The sequence below is a fragment of the Pseudomonas sp. 05N434 genome (assembly GCF_056396965.1).
In genome coordinates this window covers 1-16,407 of sequence record NZ_JBFTMK010000219.1, presented here as the reverse complement: position 1 = coordinate 16,407, position 16,407 = coordinate 1, and the positions used below count along the sequence as shown (strand labels likewise).

General features: G+C 59.7%; 15 protein-coding genes and 1 pseudogene. 10 read left to right on the top strand and 6 right to left on the bottom strand.

The annotated features are described in order from the left end of the window. Nucleotides 1-199: 199 nt before the first annotated feature. The 4 genes from AC1DLB_RS15385 (at nt 200) to AC1DLB_RS15370 (ending at nt 4,836) form a co-directional block, all read left to right on the top strand. Nucleotides 200-859 carry a paraquat-inducible protein A gene (locus AC1DLB_RS15385; protein ID WP_477743238.1) on the top strand — a complete coding sequence of 220 codons (660 nt, stop codon included), beginning with the start codon at nt 200-202 and terminating at the stop codon, nt 857-859. Continuing rightward, on the top strand, nt 846-1,469 hold the full coding sequence (locus AC1DLB_RS15380; RefSeq protein ID WP_477743239.1) for a paraquat-inducible protein A: 624 nt from the start codon (nt 846-848) through the stop codon (nt 1,467-1,469). The genes AC1DLB_RS15385 and AC1DLB_RS15380 overlap by 14 nt, the downstream gene beginning before the upstream one ends. Then, a complete protein-coding gene (locus AC1DLB_RS15375; RefSeq protein WP_477785227.1) occupies nt 1,462-3,765 on the top strand; it encodes a PqiB family protein in 2,304 nt (767 codons plus the stop codon). Before AC1DLB_RS15380 ends, AC1DLB_RS15375 begins: the two co-directional genes overlap by 8 nt. Before the next feature lie 129 nt (nt 3,766-3,894). Continuing rightward, a complete protein-coding gene (locus AC1DLB_RS15370; RefSeq protein WP_018927222.1) occupies nt 3,895-4,836 on the top strand; it encodes an AEC family transporter in 942 nt (313 codons plus the stop codon). A 30-nt stretch (nt 4,837-4,866) separates the two neighbouring features. Here the strand turns inward: AC1DLB_RS15370 and AC1DLB_RS15365 are convergent, their stop codons facing one another. From AC1DLB_RS15365 to gatC, 6 genes and pseudogenes are all read right to left on the bottom strand, one after another. Next, nucleotides 4,867-5,247 carry a carboxymuconolactone decarboxylase family protein gene (locus tag AC1DLB_RS15365; RefSeq protein WP_007941215.1) on the bottom strand — a complete coding sequence of 127 codons (381 nt, stop codon included), beginning with the start codon at nt 5,245-5,247 and terminating at the stop codon, nt 4,867-4,869. Beyond that, nucleotides 5,244-6,305 (bottom strand): calcium/sodium antiporter, encoded by a 1,062-nt coding sequence (locus AC1DLB_RS15360; RefSeq protein WP_064620328.1) that lies wholly within the window; start codon nt 6,303-6,305, stop codon nt 5,244-5,246. Before AC1DLB_RS15360 ends, AC1DLB_RS15365 begins: the two co-directional genes overlap by 4 nt. A 50-nt stretch (nt 6,306-6,355) precedes the next feature. Beyond that, nucleotides 6,356-6,730 carry a septal ring lytic transglycosylase RlpA family protein gene (locus tag AC1DLB_RS15355; protein ID WP_064620325.1) on the bottom strand — a complete coding sequence of 125 codons (375 nt, stop codon included), beginning with the start codon at nt 6,728-6,730 and terminating at the stop codon, nt 6,356-6,358. Nucleotides 6,731-6,921: 191 nt separating this feature from the next. Next, nucleotides 6,922-8,162 (bottom strand): annotated as a pseudogene (gene gatB, locus AC1DLB_RS15350) (Asp-tRNA(Asn)/Glu-tRNA(Gln) amidotransferase subunit GatB). 10 nt (nt 8,163-8,172) lie between these two features. After that, the gene (gene gatA, locus AC1DLB_RS15345; RefSeq protein WP_018927218.1) at nt 8,173-9,624 is read right to left on the bottom strand and encodes an Asp-tRNA(Asn)/Glu-tRNA(Gln) amidotransferase subunit GatA; all 1,452 of its coding nucleotides are present in this window, start codon (nt 9,622-9,624) and stop codon (nt 8,173-8,175) included. A gap of 16 nt (nt 9,625-9,640) precedes the next feature. Then, nucleotides 9,641-9,928 (bottom strand): Asp-tRNA(Asn)/Glu-tRNA(Gln) amidotransferase subunit GatC, encoded by a 288-nt coding sequence (gene gatC, locus AC1DLB_RS15340; RefSeq protein ID WP_007901429.1) that lies wholly within the window; start codon nt 9,926-9,928, stop codon nt 9,641-9,643. Nucleotides 9,929-10,138: 210 nt separating this feature from the next. Here gatC and mreB point away from each other — a divergent pair, with 210 nt between their 5' ends. The 6 genes from mreB to AC1DLB_RS15310 all read left to right on the top strand — a co-directional run. Continuing rightward, complete coding sequence (mreB, locus tag AC1DLB_RS15335) at nt 10,139-11,176, top strand: rod shape-determining protein MreB (RefSeq protein WP_477785226.1); 1,038 nt, start codon at nt 10,139-10,141, stop codon at nt 11,174-11,176. Nucleotides 11,177-11,319: 143 nt separating this feature from the next. After that, complete coding sequence (gene mreC / locus AC1DLB_RS15330) at nt 11,320-12,447, top strand: rod shape-determining protein MreC (protein ID WP_081626525.1); 1,128 nt, start codon at nt 11,320-11,322, stop codon at nt 12,445-12,447. After that, on the top strand, nt 12,447-12,938 hold the full coding sequence (gene mreD / locus AC1DLB_RS15325) for a rod shape-determining protein MreD (RefSeq protein WP_477785225.1): 492 nt from the start codon (nt 12,447-12,449) through the stop codon (nt 12,936-12,938). Before mreC ends, mreD begins: the two co-directional genes overlap by 1 nt. A 91-nt stretch (nt 12,939-13,029) precedes the next feature. Continuing rightward, on the top strand, nt 13,030-13,626 hold the full coding sequence (locus AC1DLB_RS15320; RefSeq protein ID WP_064620318.1) for a Maf family protein: 597 nt from the start codon (nt 13,030-13,032) through the stop codon (nt 13,624-13,626). Nucleotides 13,627-13,683: 57 nt separating this feature from the next. Next, nucleotides 13,684-14,781 carry a ribonuclease E/G gene (locus AC1DLB_RS15315; RefSeq protein WP_477785224.1) on the top strand — a complete coding sequence of 366 codons (1,098 nt, stop codon included), beginning with the start codon at nt 13,684-13,686 and terminating at the stop codon, nt 14,779-14,781. A 75-nt stretch (nt 14,782-14,856) separates the two neighbouring features. Next, nucleotides 14,857-16,407: YhdP family protein (locus AC1DLB_RS15310; protein ID WP_477785223.1), on the top strand; the 1,551-nt coding region annotated here is incomplete at its 3' end.

Here is a 16,407-nt window from a genome sequence, read left to right as displayed (position 1 = left end):
GCCGATGGTAGTGTGGGGTTTCCCCATGTGAGAGTAGGTCATCGTCAAGATTAAATTCCGAAACCCCTATCTGCGTATGCAGGTAGGGGTTTTGTTTTGCCCGCAGAAAAAGTCTACTTCTCTGGCAACACAAAAATGCACAGTTATTTTCGAGTCAGGACACTAGAATAGGTCCAACATTTTTGGAGCCAGAGCCTTTATGCCAGATCCGGTTGACGCCCCTAGGCTGTCAGATTTACCACTGGACGGTTTGGTGGCGTGTCATGAGTGCGACTTGCTGATGCGCAAGCCTGAACTCGCCCATGGTGAGAAGGCCATTTGTCCACGCTGCGGTTATGAGCTGTATGCCCATCGGCACAATGTCGTGCAGCGCAGTCTCGCCTTGGTCATTGCCGCACTGTTGTTGTATATCCCCGCGAACTTTTTACCCATCATGCAACTCCATCTACTCGGGCAGTCATCGAATGACACTGTCTGGAGCGGTGTTCTCGGTTTGTTCGATACCGGTATGCAGGGCGTAGCAGCAGTCGTATTTCTCTGCAGCATGGGGATTCCGCTGCTCAAGCTGCTCTGCCAATTGGTGGTGCTGCTGAGTATCCGATTCAATATCGGACGCAGCTACGGTTTGCTGCTCTACCGCATTTATCACCATCTTCGGGATTGGGGGATGCTTGAGGTTTACCTCATGGGCGTGCTGGTCGCGATCGTCAAATTGGCCGATATGGCGGCGATTACCGTAGGTCTTGGTTTGGCGTGCTTCATCAGTTTGTTGTTGGTCCAGGTCTGGCTGGAAGTGGTGATGTCGCCGCACCAGATCTGGCAGGCATTATCAGGAGAAGATGCCCATGCGGGCGATTGATGCGGGCATTCTGATTTGTGCCGAATGCCACGAGTTGAACAAGCAGGAAGCTGGCACCGACGAGCAGGTCTGCACCCGCTGTGGTGCGTTGGTTCATGCGCGCCGACCGAACAGCCTGATGCGTACCTGGGCGCTGCTGGTCACCGCTGCGATTATTTACATCCCGGCCAATGTGCTGCCGATCATGACCGTCAGTTCCCTGGGGCAGGGTGATCCGAGCACCATCATGTCCGGCGTGATCCAACTGGTTCAGCACGGCATGATTCCAATCGCGGCTGTGGTTTTTATCGCCAGTATTCTGGTTCCTACGTTCAAACTGGTGGGCATCGGGTTGCTGCTGTTTTCGGTGCAGCGCCGCCAGCCACTCTCCGCGCGCCAACGTATATGGATGTACCGCTTTATCGAGTTCATCGGCCGCTGGTCGATGCTGGATATTTTTGTGATCGCCATCCTGGTGGCGGTTGTGAATTTCGGACGGCTAGCCAGCGTCGAAGCCAACCTTGGCGCCATCGCCTTCGCCTGTGTGGTGATTCTGACGATGCTTGCCGCAGTAACTTTCGATCCCCGACTGATTTGGGATAACACGGAGTCGGACGACGACCATGACTGATTTGCCTACAGCGAAAACCCGACCGGCCTCTAACTGGTCTGCCATTTGGGTATTGCCCCTGATCGCCTTGCTCATTGGCGGTTGGCTCGCCTGGCGTGCCTATAGCGAGACAGGCATTGAGATCCATGTGCGCTTCGAAAGCGGCGAAGGTATTCAGGCCAACAAGACCGAAGTCGTTTACAAAGGTATGTCGGTCGGTAAGGTGAAAGCCCTCACACTCGATGACGAAGGCAGCTCCAAAGGCGTGATCGCCACCATCGAGATGAATAAGGACGTGGAGCAATACCTCAGAACCAGCACGCGTTTCTGGCTGGTCAAGCCGAGCGTAACCCTGGCCGGTATCACGGGCCTGGAGACGCTGGTCTCGGGTAACTATGTGGCTGTCAGCCCGGGAGAGGGCGAACCGACCCGCAAGTTCAAGGCCCTGGCCGAAGAGCCGCCGCTGTCGGACGCCAAGCCTGGTCTGCACCTGACCATCAAGGCTGATCGTCTCGGTTCGCTGAATCGCGGCAGCCCGGTGTTCTACAAGCAGATCCAGGTCGGTCAGATCAAAAGCTATTTGCTGTCCGCGGACCAGAACACCGTTGAACTCAAAGTCTTCATCGAACCGACCTACGCCAGCCTGGTACGCAAACACACGCGTTTCTGGAATGCCAGCGGTATCAGCATCGATGCCAACCTGTCCGGTGTGAAAGTGCGTAGCGAGTCCCTCGCCAGCATCGTCGCTGGTGGTATTGYGTTTGCTACACCGGAAAACCGCAAGGACAGCCCGCCCACCGATCCAAGCCTGCCGTTCCGTCTCTACGAAGACTTCGATGCAGCCGCCGCCGGTATTCGGGTCAAGGTCAAACTCAGCGATTTCGAAGGCCTGCAGGCCGGTCGTACACCGGTGATGTACAAAGGCATTCAGGTCGGCAATCTGAAAGCGCTCAAGATTGACCCGGACCTCTCCAGTGCAACCGCCGAGCTGACGCTCGACCCATTGGCTGAGGATTACCTGGTCACCGGCACACAGTTCTGGGTGGTCAAACCATCAATTTCGCTTGCCGGTATCACCGGTCTGGAAGCATTGGTCAAAGGTAACTACATCGCCGTGCGCCCTGGCGACAAGGGTGGCGCACCGCAGCGCGAGTTCGAAGCACGGGCCAAGGCTCCGCCGCTGGATCTGCGTTCGCCGGGCCTGCATCTGGTGCTGTTCACCGAAAACCTCGGCTCACTGGAAGTCGGCAGTCCGATTCTCTACAAGCAGGTCAAGGTGGGTTCGGTGCAGAGCTACCAGTTCTCTCGCACTAAAAAACAGCTGATGATCGGTGTGCACATCGAGAAGGAATACGAGGGGCTGGTCAACGCCTCGACGCGCTTCTGGAATGCCAGCGGTATTACGCTGACGGGTGGACTGACCGGCGGCATCCAGGTCAAAAGTGAGTCTTTGCAAAGCCTGATGGCCGGCGGCATTGCTTTCGAAACCCCGGAAGCCAAAGCGCCGTTGCAGAAGCGCATTCCACGTTTCCGTCTGTTCGCCAGTCATGAAGAGGCAAACCAGAAAGGCGCCGTGGTGACCATCAAGGTCGATCGCGCCGATGGTCTGCGCACGGGCACGCCGATCCGGTTCAAAGGCCTCGACGTCGGCAAGGTCGAAGACGTCGACCTCAGCGACGACCTGCAATCGGTGCTGCTGACTGCGCGAATCACGGAAGTGCCGGAGCGTATCGCTCGAGTGGGCAGTCAGTTCTGGGTGGTCAAACCTGAATTAGGTCTGATCAAGACGTCCAACCTTGAGACGCTGGTGACCGGGCAGTACATCGAAGTGCAACCGGCGCCGAAGAATCTCGGTCCGCAAAAGGACTTCGTAGCGCTGACCAATCCTCCGGAAACCGCCAAGGAAGAGGCCGGTTTGAGCCTGGTATTGAGTGCAGCTCGTCGAGGCTCGCTGAAGACCGGTGTGCCCGTCACCTATCGCGAAATCACGGTGGGCAAGGTGACTGGCTATGAGCTGGGCCAGACGGCGGATCGAGTGTTGGTACACATCCTGATCGAGCCGAAGTACGCGCCATTGGTGCGCAGTGGCACGCGGTTCTGGAACACCAGTGGTTTTGGTTTTGACTACGGCTTGTTCAAAGGCGCAACCATACGCACCGAATCGCTGGAGACGCTGATCCAGGGCGGTATCGCCTTTGCCACACCGGATGGCGACCGCATGGGTGTCCCGGCGCGGCCCGAGCAAACGTTTCCGCTGTTCGACAAGTTTGAAGATGAATGGCTGACTTGGGCGCCGAAGATTTCTATCGGTAAGTAACCTGAGGTTAATTTGGCGTTTATCAGGACGTCTTCGCGGGCAAGCCTGCGAAGACGGTCTACCAGACGCCGACGTCTCCGGTGGCTTATCATTAGCCCCCTAACGACGCCCACCCAAGGTTCCCCCGGCATGCTGGCTATTTTCCTCGAAACCCTGAACATCACTGCGCCGGTGTTTGCCATGCTGTTTCTGGGTGTGCTGCTCAAGCGCATCGACTGGATCAACGACAACTTCATCCATACTGCGTCGGCCCTGGTGTTCAATGTCACCATGCCGGCGTTGCTGTTTCTGGGCATCTTGCATGCCGACCTGCACGCTGCGTTGCAACCGGCGCTGCTGATCTACTTCTCGGTCGCGACCCTGATGTGTTTTGCAATTGCCTGGGGTTGGGCGATCTGGAAATGCCCGCGGGAAGATCGGGGCATTTACACCCAAGGCGCGTTTCGCGGCAATAACGGGGTAATCGGCCTGGCCCTGGCGGCGAGCATGTACGGCGACTATGGCATTTCCCTTGGGGCGATTCTCGCGGCGCTGGTGATCCTGTTTTACAACACGCTCTCAACCATTGTGCTGGCGGTCTATAGCCCGGTGATCAAGTCTGATCCGTGGAGCATCTGCAAAAGTGTGATGGCCAATCCGCTGGTCATCAGTGTGATTGCAGCCGCACCATTTGCCTGGTTCCAGATCGGCTTGCCGGGATGGCTGGAGAGGTCCGGTCAATATTTGGCGCAAACCACCTTGCCATTGGCATTGATCTGCATCGGTGGCACGTTGTCGCTGGCGGCAATGCGCAAAAGCGGCACGATGGCGCTGAGTTCAAGTCTGGTGAAGATGATCGGCCTGCCGGTACTGGCGACACTCGGCGCCTGGCTCTGGGGCTTTCGTGGGGCGGAGTTGGGGATTCTGTTTCTGTACTTCGGCAGCCCGACCGCCGCGGCCAGTTTCGTCATGGCCCGGCAGGCCAATGGCAATCATGAGCTGGCGGCGGCGATCATCGTGATTACTACACTGATGGCGGCGGTCACCACCAACATCGGGATCTTTTTGTTGCAGTGGGGTGGGTGGATCTAACCTCGGGATTTGCGGCGTTCTTCAGGTCGCCTACTCCGGCTTCTGATAGGTGTCGATCACTTCCTGCGCCGCCCGAAATGCATCGATCGCCGCCGGCACACCGGCATACACCGCGCAATGCAGCAGCGCTTCGCGAATCTCTTCCACCGTGCAACCGTTGTTCAACGCACCGCGCACATGGCCTTTCAATTCTTGCGGGCACTTCAACGCGGTCAGCGCAGCGAGAGTGATCAGGCTGCGGGTTTTCAGCGGCAAACCTTCACGGTTCCACACGCCGCCCCAGGCGTGCTCATTGACGAAGTCCTGCAGCGGCTGGGTGAATTCGGTGGCGTTGCCCAGGGCGCGGTCGACGAACGCGTCGCCCATCACTTGGCGGCGGATTTCAACCCCAGGCTTCTTATCAGTGCTCATGGCATTTCCCTCTTGTGGTGTTGGCGACGCCAGGCGCGAAGCGAGGTGAACAGCAAAAACGCCACCAGCGCTGGCAGGACGAAAAACAGCATCAGGTGTTCAAGCTTGCCGGCCAGTGGCATGCCCGCGGTGAACGACACCACGTGCAGCCCATAGGCCAGGTACAAGCCCAAAAACAGCAGGCCTTCGGCGCGGGTCACCCGGTAGCCGGAATAGAACACAGGCAGGCACAGCAGCGCGACTCCAAGCATCACCGGCAAATCGAAATCCAGCGCGTTGGGCGAGACCGACAGTGGTGATGGCGCGATCAATGCGGTCAGCCCGAGCACGCCCAAGAGGTTGAACAGGTTGCTGCCGATCACGTTGCCCACCGCGATGTCCCGCTGACCGCGCAGCGCGGCGATCAACGAAGTGGCCAGTTCCGGCAGGGAGGTGCTGACGGCGACGATGGTCAGGCCGATGATCCGCTCCGACAACCCCAGGTCGGTCGCGACCGCCACCGCGGCGCCGAGCAACAAGTGCCCGGCGAACACCAGCATCGCCAGCCCGGCGACAATCATCAGCAGGCTGCTGAACCACGGTGCCTGCGACGCTTCATGAGCCCCTGATGGCGGACGGGTCGAGTGCCGCGACTGGCGCAGCAGCAAGCCCAGGTACAGCGCCAGCGCGGCCAGCAGCATCATGCCGTCGACCCGATTCAGTTCTTTGTTCCACGCCAGTACGAACACCAGCAGGCTGGCGCCGATCATCAGTGGAATATCCAGACGCACCAATTGTCGCGAAACCCGCAATGGAGTAATCAGCGCCGAGAGCCCGAGGGTGACGAGGATGTTGAAGATGCTGCTGCCGATCACGCTACCGACGGCGATGTCGGCGTTTTGCGCCAGGGTGGCTTGCAAGCTGACCGCCATCTGCGGTGCGCTGCTGCCGAGGGCCACGATGGTCAGGCCGATGATCAGCGGCCGCACATGCAGGCGCGCGGCCAGGCGTACCGCGGCGCGCACCATCAGTTCGGCGCCGGCGATCAATAAAAACAGACCGCAGAGCAATTCAATCACGCTGATCAGGGGTAAATCGGCCAGTCCGAAAATAGTCAGCGCTCCATCTATCAGTCGTCGAGGGCTTGCACGCGAACCTTCGCGGTGCCACTGCGCAGCATGCCCAACTGTTCGGCCGCTTCACGGGACACGTCGATCAGGCGCCCGCGAGAATACGGTCCACGGTCGTTGATGCGTACCACGCAGGATCTGTCGTTATTCAGGTTGGTAATCTTCACCCGGGTGCCGAATGGCAACTGGCGATGGGCAGCGGTCAGGCCATGCTGGTTGAAACGCTCACCGCTGGCGGTGTTTTTGCCATGGTGCTTGGCACCGTAATACGAAGCCGTGCCGGTCTTGTCGTAGCCGTGTGGATCGATGGTGTCGGTACTGGCACAACCGGCCAGCAGAGAGAGTAAGGCGCAAGCGCTGAGCAGACGTTTCATTTGGACGGCTCCCAAAATAAATGTGGCGAGGGAGCTTGCTCTCGCTCGACCGAGAAGCGGTCGCAAAATCGGCTGATGCATTCTCGCTGAAAGAGTGCGGTTGCCGATTTGGGCCTGCTTCGCAGACCAGCGGGAGCAAGCTCCCTCGCCACAAGGAATGGAGCCAATATTGAGAGTTGGCTCCATTCTCATCAGCCTTCGAGCTTGCTTTTAAGCAGTTCGTTGACCTGTTGCGGGTTGGCCTTGCCTTTGGAGGCTTTCATGGCCTGGCCGACGAAGAAGCCGAACATCTTGCCGCGTTTGGCTTCGTCTGCCGCGCGGTACTGTTCGACCTGTTCGGCGTTGGCCGCGAGCATTTCGTCCAGTACCGCCGAGATCGCGCCGGTGTCGGTCACTTGCTTGAGGCCGCGTTTGTCGATGATTTCGTCCGCGCTGCCTTCGCCGTTGGCCATGGCTTCAAACACCACTTTGGCGATCTTGCCGGAGATAGTGTTGTCCTTGATGCGCAACAGCATGCCGCCCAGTTGCTCGGCCGAAACCGGCGACTGGTCGATGTCCAGGCCTTGCTTGTTCAGCAGGCTGCCCAGTTCAACCATGACCCAGTTGGCCGCCAGTTTGGCGTCGCCACTGATGCTCACGACTTTCTCGAAGTAATCGGCTTGTTCGCGGCTGGTGGCCCGTACAGGCGGGTTTGCTGGATCACTTTGCCGCCGTCTTCGATCAGTTCGATTTGGCGTTGCACTTCGCTATTGATCGCCTTCTCGATGAAGCGGAACGAGTTAACGTTCTTGATCTCGCAGCGAGTACCGAACTCGGCCTGGCCTTTCGGACGGATCGACACGTTGCAGTCGCAACGCAGCGAGCCTTCGGCCATGTTGCCGTCGCAGATGCCCAGGTAGCGTACCAGCGCGTGGATAGCCTTGACGTAAGCCACGGCTTCCTTGGCGCTGCGCATGTCCGGCTCGGAAACGATTTCCAGCAACGGCGTGCCGGCACGGTTCAGGTCGATGCCGGTGGCGCCGCTGAATTCTTCGTGCAGGCTTTTACCGGCGTCTTCTTCCAGGTGCGCGCGAGTGATGCCGACGCGTTTGACCGTGCCGTCTTCGAGGGCGATGTCCAGGTGGCCCTTGCCGACGATCGGCAATTCCATCTGGCTGATCTGATAGCCCTTGGGCAGGTCCGGGTAGAAGTAGTTTTTGCGGGCGAACACGTTGTGCTGACCGATCTCGGCATCGATGGCCAGGCCGAACATCACCGCCATGCGCACTGCTTCCTGGTTCAGCACCGGCAATACGCCGGGCATGCCGAGGTCAACCAGGCTGGCCTGGGTGTTCGGCTCGGAACCGAAGGTGGTGGAACTACCGGAAAAGATTTTCGACCGGGTGGTGAGCTGGGTATGAATCTCCAGCCCGATCACGACTTCCCATTGCATGTGTTTCTCCTCAGAAGCCGGTTGGGGTGCGGGTGTGCCAGTCAGTGTTTTGCTGATACTGATGGGCAACGTTCAACAGGCGACCTTCCTGGAAATACGGGGCGAGCAGTTGCACGCCGACCGGCAGGCCATCGACAAAACCTGCAGGCATGGACAAGCCCGGCAGACCGGCGAGGTTGGCGGTGATGGTGTAGACGTCTTCCAGATACGCGGCGACCGGGTCGTTGTTCTTGGCGCCGAGCTTCCAGGCCGGGTTCGGCGTGGTTGGGCCGAGGATGATGTCGACCTCATTGAAGGCGGCCATGAAGTCGTTCTTGATCAAGCGACGGATCTTCTGCGCCTTGAGGTAGTAGGCGTCGTAGTAACCGGCCGACAGTGCATAGGCACCGACCATGATCCGGCGCTGCACTTCCGGGCCGAAACCTTCGCCACGGGAGCGCTTGTACAGGTCTTCCAGGTTTTTCGGGTCTTCGCAGCGATAGCCGAAACGTACGCCATCGAAGCGCGACAGGTTGGAGGACGCTTCCGCCGGGGCGATCACGTAGTACGCAGGAATCGCGTGCTGCATGTTCGGCAGGCTGATTTCCTTGATCACGGCGCCGAGCTTTTTCAGCTCTTCAACGCTGGCCATGATCAGGTCGGCGATGCGCGGGTCCAGGCCTGCGCTGAAGTATTCCTTCGGCACGCCGATGCGCAGGCCTTGCAGCGAACCGTTGAGGCCGGCGCTGTAATCAGGCACGGGCTCGTCGATGCTGGTGGAGTCCTGCGGGTCGAAGCCGGCCATGCCTTGCAGCAGGATCGCGCAGTCTTCGGCGGTACGGGCCAGCGGGCCGCCCTGATCGAGGCTGGATGCGTAGGCGATCATGCCCCAGCGCGAAACACGACCGTACGTCGGTTTCAGGCCGGTTAGGTTGGTCAGCGCAGCGGGCTGACGAATGGAGCCGCCGGTGTCGGTGCCCGTTGCCGCCGGCAACAGACGAGCGGCCACCGCCGCCGCGGAACCGCCGGACGAACCGCCCGGAACATATTCCAGGTTCCACGGGTTTTTCACCGCGCCGTAGTAGCTCGACTCGTTGGCCGACCCCATGGCGAATTCGTCCATGTTGGTCTTGCCCAGAGTCACGGCCCCGGCAGCGGCCAGTTTGGCGACCACGGTGGCGTCGTACGGCGCCTTGAAGTTGTCGAGCATCTTCGAGCCGCAGCTGGTGCGGATGCCCTGGGTGCAGAACAGATCTTTGTGGGCGATCGGCGCACCGAGCAGGGCGCCGCTCTCACCGTTGGCCCGACGTGCGTCAGCGGCTTTCGCCTGCTGCAGTGCCAGGTCTTCGGTGAGGCTGATGAAACTGTTGAGCTGCGGGTCGAGCTGGGCGATGCGCGCCAGCAGGACTTTGGTCAGCTCTTCGGAGGAAAACTTTTTATCGGCGAGTCCGCGGGCGATCTCGGCCAGAGTCAATTGATGCATTGCAGGCTCTTTCCCTTTAGTCGATGACTTTCGGAACCAGGTACAGGCCGTTTTCGACCGCTGGTGCGATGGACTGATAGGCCTCGCGATGATTGGTCTCGGTCACGACGTCTGCACGCAGGCGCTGGCTGGCTTCCAGTGGGTGGGCCAGCGGCTCGATACCGTCGGTATTGACCGCTTGCATTTCGTCGACCAGCCCGAGAATGCTGTTCAGGGCCGAAGTGATGTGTGGAAGATCGGCATCATTGAGGCCAAGGCAGGCCAGATGAGCGATTTTTTCCACGTCGGAGCGTTCAAGCGCCATGGGAATCTCCAGTGGAAAACAAAACGGACCGCGTCCGTGTGTTAGATTGTCGGAACACTACCGCATATCTACGGTCTCAAGGCCGCGATTGTGGTGCTTGGTGCACAGAAAAGCAGCCAATTTAACATATTGGCGCCTTGCCCAAAATCCCTGTCGTTGTTAGAGTTTGCCGCACTTTTTTACCCACGCGTTGCCTAGGGTCCCTTTCCCATGTTCAAGAAACTGCGTGGCATGTTTTCCAGCGATCTTTCCATTGACCTGGGCACTGCCAACACCCTTATTTACGTGCGCGAGCGCGGTATCGTCCTGAATGAGCCATCGGTTGTGGCTATTCGGACACACGGTAACCAGAAAAGTGTCGTTGCTGTCGGCACCGAGGCCAAGCGCATGCTCGGTCGTACGCCGGGCAATATTGCAGCCATTCGTCCGATGAAGGACGGCGTGATCGCCGACTTCAGCGTTTGCGAAAAAATGCTGCAGTACTTTATCAACAAGGTTCACGAAAACAGCTTTTTGCAGCCTAGCCCTCGTGTGCTGATCTGCGTTCCATGCAAATCCACCCAGGTTGAGCGTCGTGCCATCCGTGAGTCGGCCCTCGGTGCCGGCGCCCGTGAAGTGTTCCTGATTGAAGAGCCAATGGCTGCTGCGATCGGTGCCGGCCTGCCGGTTGAAGAAGCTCGCGGTTCGATGGTTGTCGATATCGGTGGCGGTACCACTGAAATCGCGCTGATCTCCCTCAACGGTGTGGTCTATGCCGAATCCGTACGGGTTGGCGGCGACCGCTTCGACGAAGCGATCATCACCTACGTGCGTCGCAACTACGGCAGCCTGATCGGCGAATCCACCGCCGAGCGCATCAAACAGGAAATCGGTACGGCCTACCCGGGCGGCGAAGTTCGTGAAGTCGACGTTCGTGGCCGTWACMTGGCCGAAGGCGTTCCACGCGCATTCACCCTGAACTCCAACGAAGTGCTGGAAGCTCTGCAAGAGTCGCTGGCCACTATCGTTCAGGCAGTGAAAAGTGCGCTGGAGCAATCGCCTCCGGAACTGGCTTCCGATATCGCCGAGCGTGGTCTGGTACTGACCGGTGGTGGCGCTTTGCTGCGCGACCTCGACAAGTTGCTGGCCCAGGAAACCGGTCTGCCGGTGATCGTCGCCGAAGACCCGCTGACCTGCGTTGCTCGCGGCGGTGGCCGTGCATTGGAAATGATGGATAAACACACCATGGACCTGCTGTCGAGCGAGTGATCTCGCCCGATGCATCTATGCTGGTGAGCCCGCAGGCAGCACTTTGCAGTGCTGCCTGTTGGCGTTTATCTTCTGTCAGTCTGCATCCAGGCCGGTTTGATGCCGTATGAATAAAGAGAACATTTGCCTGGGAGGAGCGGCTTATTAAACCGCTTTTCACCAAAGGCCCCTCACTGGGCGTGCGCTTGTTGGTGCTGGTCGTGCTATCGGTCGCGCTGATGGTGGTCGATGCCCGCTTCACACTGCTCAAGCCAGTGCGTAGCCAAATGTCGCTGGTGCTGATGCAGTCTTACTGGATCACCGACCTGCCACAGCGGCTATGGCAAGGTGTGGCCAGCCAATTCGGCAGCCGGACCGAGCTGGTCGCCGAAAACGAAAAACTCAAAACCGAAAACCTGCTGTTGCAGGGCCGCATGCAAAAGCTTGCCGCCCTCACCGAGCAGAACGTTCGGCTGCGCGAGTTGCTCAACTCTTCCGCGCTGGTCAACGAGAAGGTCGAAGTGGCCGAGTTGATCGGCATGGACCCCAACCCCTTTACCCATCGCATCATCATCAATAAAGGTGAGCGCGACGGTGTGATCCTCGGTCAGCCGGTGCTCGATGCCCGTGGCCTGATGGGGCAGGTGGTCGAGTTGATGCCGTACACCTCTCGGGTACTGTTGCTGACCGACACCACCCACAGCATTCCGGTGCAGGTGAACCGTAACGGTCTGCGGGCGATTGCCAGCGGCACCGGCAACCCGGAACGCCTTGAGCTGCGTCATGTGGCCGATACTGCCGATATTAAGGAAGGCGATCTGCTGGTCAGCTCCGGCCTCGGTCAGCGTTTCCCGGCGGGTTACCCGGTAGCGACGGTCAAGGAAGTGATCCACGATTCCGGTCAACCGTTTGCCATTGTGCGTGCGGTGCCGACTGCCGCGCTGAACCGCAGTCGTTATTTGCTGTTGGTGTTCAGTGATGGTCGCACAGCCGAGGAGCGCGCCAACGAAGCCGCCCAGGCTCAAGAGGCTCTGGACCGGCAAGGTGGCGGGCCGATCATTCCTGCAACCGTGCCGAAACCGGCCGCGTCGGTGGTACCGGCTGCCGCTGCAACTCCGGCTGCCGCACCTGCCGCACCTGCCGCCGCGACCCCAGTCAAACCTGCTGCGTCCCATCCTGCTGCCGCCAAGCCACCCGCGACGGCGACGGCCGCCAAACCCAAACCCGCGGCCGTGAAGCCTGCTGCCAAACCGCCTGTCGCCGCGCCGGCCACTACTGGGGGAACAGAATAATGGGCGGTGCAACTTCCTCCCGAAACGGCTGGATGGTCTGGCTGACGTTCGCCATCGGCATGTTGCTCAGCGTTTCACCGCTGCCGCAATTCATGGAAATCCTGCGTCCTTTGTGGCTGGCCTTGTTGTTGGCCTTCTGGGCGTTGGCCATGMCGCAGAAAGTCGGCATGGTGACGGCCTGGTGCCTGGGGTTGGCCGAAGACGTGCTGTATGGCACGTTGCTGGGCCAGAACGCATTGATCCTCACGCTCATTACATTCCTGGTGCTGTCGCTGCAGCAGCGCCTGCGCATGTTCCCGATGTGGCAGCAGAGCCTGGTGATCCTGGTGATCTTCGGCCTCGCCCAACTGGTTCAGTTGTGGCTGAGCGCCCTGACCGGTAATCGTCAGCCGACCCTGGCGCTGGTGTTGCCAGCGCTGGTCAGTGCGTTGCTCTGGCCTTGGATCAGCTTCGGTTTGCGCGGTTTGCGTCGACGCTACAAAATCAATTAATTCGGTCAGGCATGTGCTCGCACCCGGTGCCCTGTCTCGCCAAAAAGGAACAGTATTCGTGAGACAGGGCACTAGACAGGGAGATGTCTTGATGAAACAGCTGTACCTCGCCTCAGGCTCGCCGCGTCGGCGTGAACTGCTCGCTCAGATCGGCGTGCCGTTCACCACCATCAGCGCGGACATCGACGAAACCCCTTTCCCTGAAGAATCCCCATCGGCCTATGTCGAGCGTCTGGCGCGCGGCAAGGCCGAGGTCGGGCGCGGGGCGATCGTGTCCGACGCGGATTTCTGCGTGCTGGGCGCCGACACTGCCGTGGTGCTGGACGGGAAAATTCTCGGCAAACCGGTGGATGAAGCCGAAGCGTGCGCCATGCTTATGCTGTTGTCCGGGTGTGAGCATGAAGTGCTGACGGCGATTGCGGTGCACGATGGTGAACGTTGCGAGTCTCTGGTGGTGCGCAGTCTGGTGCGTTTTCGCACCATCGGCCGCGATGAAGCGGCGGCCTATTGGGCCAGCGGCGAACCCCGGGACAAGGCGGGCGGCTACGGGATTCAAGGGCTGGGCGCGGTGTTCGTTACCGGGCTCAATGGCAGTTACTCGGCGGTGGTCGGTTTGCCGCTGTGCGAAACCGCAGAACTGCTCGGCCATTTCGGAATACCCTGTTGGCAAACCCTTAACGCGCACTGAGCGTCGTACTGACAAGATGCGGCCATTATCGTGAACATGCCTGAACGAGACCCTGCCATGAGTGAAGAGATCCTGATCAACATCACGCCGATGGAATCACGCGTGGCGGTGGTCGAAAACGGTGTTCTGCAAGAGGTCCATGTCGAACGCACGCAAAAACGCGGGATCGTCGGCAACATCTACAAAGGCAAGGTCGTTCGGGTATTGCCGGGCATGCAGGCCGCCTTCGTCGATATCGGGCTAGACCGCGCCGCATTCATTCACGCCTCGGAAATTTCCCTGCGCGAAGGCCCGGCGGTGGAGAGCATCAGCTCGCTGGTTCACGAAGGCCAAAGCCTGGTGGTGCAAGTCACCAAGGACCCGATCGGCTCCAAAGGCGCACGCCTGACCACGCAACTGTCGATCCCGTCGCGCTATCTGGTGTACATGCCGCGCACTGCCCACGTCGGTATTTCCCTGAAGATCGAAGACGAAGCCGAGCGCGAACGCCTCAAGCAAGTGGTCACCGACTGCGTGGAGAAAGAAGGTATCAAGGAAGCCGGCGGTTTCATTCTGCGTACCGCTGCCGAAGGGGCCGGAGCCGATGAAATCCTCATGGATATCCGCTACCTGCGCAGGCTTTGGGACCAGATCAACGCCCAGATCAAAACCATCAGCGCACCGAGTGTGATCTACGAAGACCTCGGCCTGGCGTTGCGCACCTTGCGCGACCTGGTGAGCCCGAAGATCGAAAAAATCCGCATCGACTCCCGGGAAACCTTCCAGAAAACCACACAGTTCGTCGCCGAACTGATGCCGGAAATCGCTGACCGTCTGGAGCATTATCCGGGCGAACGGCCGATTTTCGTGACCCGCAAGCGCACCCGCGAAAGTCTCGAGCAAGTGCTGTGCGAACCGTGCAGCAGCTGCCAGGGGCGCGGCAAGCTCAAGACCCCGGAAACCGTCTGCTACGAGATCTTCCGCGAAATCCTGCGTGAGGCCCGTGCCTATCAGGCCGAAGGCTATCGCGTGCTGGCGAACCAGAAAGTGGTCGACCGCTTGCTCGATGAAGAGTCGGGCAACGTCGCCGAGCTCGAAGGGTTTATCGGGCGCACCATTCGGTTTCAGGTAGAAACCATGTATTCCCAGGAACAATACGACGTGGTGCTGCTCTGAAGCGTTGTATTTCAATTCCACTAGAACGGCTGGCCTCAGCTTTTTGCAGTATTTTTGCCATGGGAGCCAACTGACATGGAGCGTCTGACACGCATTTTGGCCGCACTGACCCGCTGGGGTCTGGGCCTGTGTGCGTTGGTTTTGGTGTTGATGGCGCTGTTTGTCAGTCTCGGCCGGGAGCTGACACCGCTGGTGGCCGAATACCGTGCCGATGTCGAAACCAAAGCCAGCGCCGCCTTGGGCATGCCGCTGCACATCGGCGAACTGGAGGGCAACTGGAGCGGCTTCGCCCCGGTTCTGCTGGCTCATGACGTGATGGTTGGCGAAGGCTCCAATGCCTTGCGCCTGGACCAGGTGCGCGCGGTGCCGGATCTGTGGGCCAGCCTGCTGGCGCGCGAAATACGCATCGCACATCTGGAGCTCAACGGCTTGAAGATCAGCCTCAAGGAAGGCGAGGACGGTCATTGGGCGCTGGAAGGATTGCCGGTGCGGCAGGATCAGCCGCTGGACCCGGAGCAGTTGTTCAATAGTATGCAGATGGTCCAGCAATTGTCGGTGCTCGACAGTCAGGTGACCTTGCAGCCACTGGATCAGCCGCCGCTGACCCTGACCTACGTTGGCCTCAATCTGAGAACCGGTGTGTCGCGTCAGCGCCTCGACGCCCGTTTGACCCTGCCCGATGGCCAGCCGGTTGCGATGAGCCTGCGTACCCGTATCCGCGCCAGCCAGTGGCAGGACGGCGAGGTTGAGGCTTACTTGAGCCTGCCGCAAAGCGATTGGTCGAAATGGTTGCCCGAGCACCTGACCCAACAATGGAATTTCTCCGAGATCAAGGCCGGTGGCGAGCTCTGGGTGAACTGGAGCGAGGGCGCCCTGCAAAGCGCCGCGATCCGTTTGAACGCACCGCAACTCAAGGGCGCCTACGCCGAGCGCAAGCCAATCCAGATCAACAATCTGGCGCTTAACGGCTATTTCCAGCGCAGCTCCACGGGTGTGCTGGTGACCCTGGATTCCCTGGCGATGAGCCTGGGTGAAACTCGCTGGGAATCGAAACTGCAATTTCAACAAACCGCGGCGACCGACGAGACGCCAGAGCTTTTGCATCTGCAAGCCGACCGCATCGACCTCACGCCGCTCACCCCGTTACTGAACGCTTTGGGGCCGCTTCCGGAAGGTGTCGCTACGGCCGTCGAGCGGCTCAAGGTCACCGGGGTATTGCGCAACGTGCTGATCGACTTGCGCCCCGCGGCTACCGATGACAGCAAGTTCAGCTTTGCCGCCAATCTGGATCGGGTCGGCTTCGACGCCTATCACGGCGCACCGGCGGCGCGAAACGTCAGTGGCAGCATCAGCGGCGATCTCGGGCAGGGTGAGTTGCGCATGGACAGCAAGGATTTCTCCTTGCACCTGGACCCGATTTTCGCCAAGCCATGGCAGTACATTCAGGCCAATGCGCGGTTGAACTGGAAGCTCGATAAAGAAGGTTTCACCCTGATCGCGCCGTACCTGAAGGTGCTGGGCGAAGAGGGCAAGATTGCCGGCGACTTCCTGATTCGCCTGCATTTCGATCACACCCAGGATTGCCGGCGACTTCCTGATTCGCCTGCATTTCGATCACACCCAGGA

Excerpts from the sequence above, each read along its gene's own strand:
- gatA (WP_018927218.1), bottom strand. The coding sequence starts at position 9,624 with ATGCATCAATTGACTCTGGCCGAGATCGCCCGCGGACTCGCCGATAAA.
- AC1DLB_RS15370 (WP_018927222.1), top strand. The coding sequence starts at position 3,895 with ATGCTGGCTATTTTCCTCGAAACCCTGAACATCACTGCGCCGGTGTTT.
- AC1DLB_RS15320 (WP_064620318.1), top strand. The coding sequence starts at position 13,030 with ATGAAACAGCTGTACCTCGCCTCAGGCTCGCCGCGTCGGCGTGAACTG.
- AC1DLB_RS15385 (WP_477743238.1), top strand. The coding sequence starts at position 200 with ATGCCAGATCCGGTTGACGCCCCTAGGCTGTCAGATTTACCACTGGAC.
- gatC (WP_007901429.1), bottom strand. The coding sequence starts at position 9,928 with ATGGCGCTTGAACGCTCCGACGTGGAAAAAATCGCTCATCTGGCCTGC.
- AC1DLB_RS15355 (WP_064620325.1), bottom strand. The coding sequence starts at position 6,730 with ATGAAACGTCTGCTCAGCGCTTGCGCCTTACTCTCTCTGCTGGCCGGT.
- AC1DLB_RS15365 (WP_007941215.1), bottom strand. The coding sequence starts at position 5,247 with ATGAGCACTGATAAGAAGCCTGGGGTTGAAATCCGCCGCCAAGTGATG.
- AC1DLB_RS15315 (WP_477785224.1), top strand. The coding sequence starts at position 13,684 with ATGAGTGAAGAGATCCTGATCAACATCACGCCGATGGAATCACGCGTG.
- AC1DLB_RS15380 (WP_477743239.1), top strand. The coding sequence starts at position 846 with ATGCGGGCGATTGATGCGGGCATTCTGATTTGTGCCGAATGCCACGAG.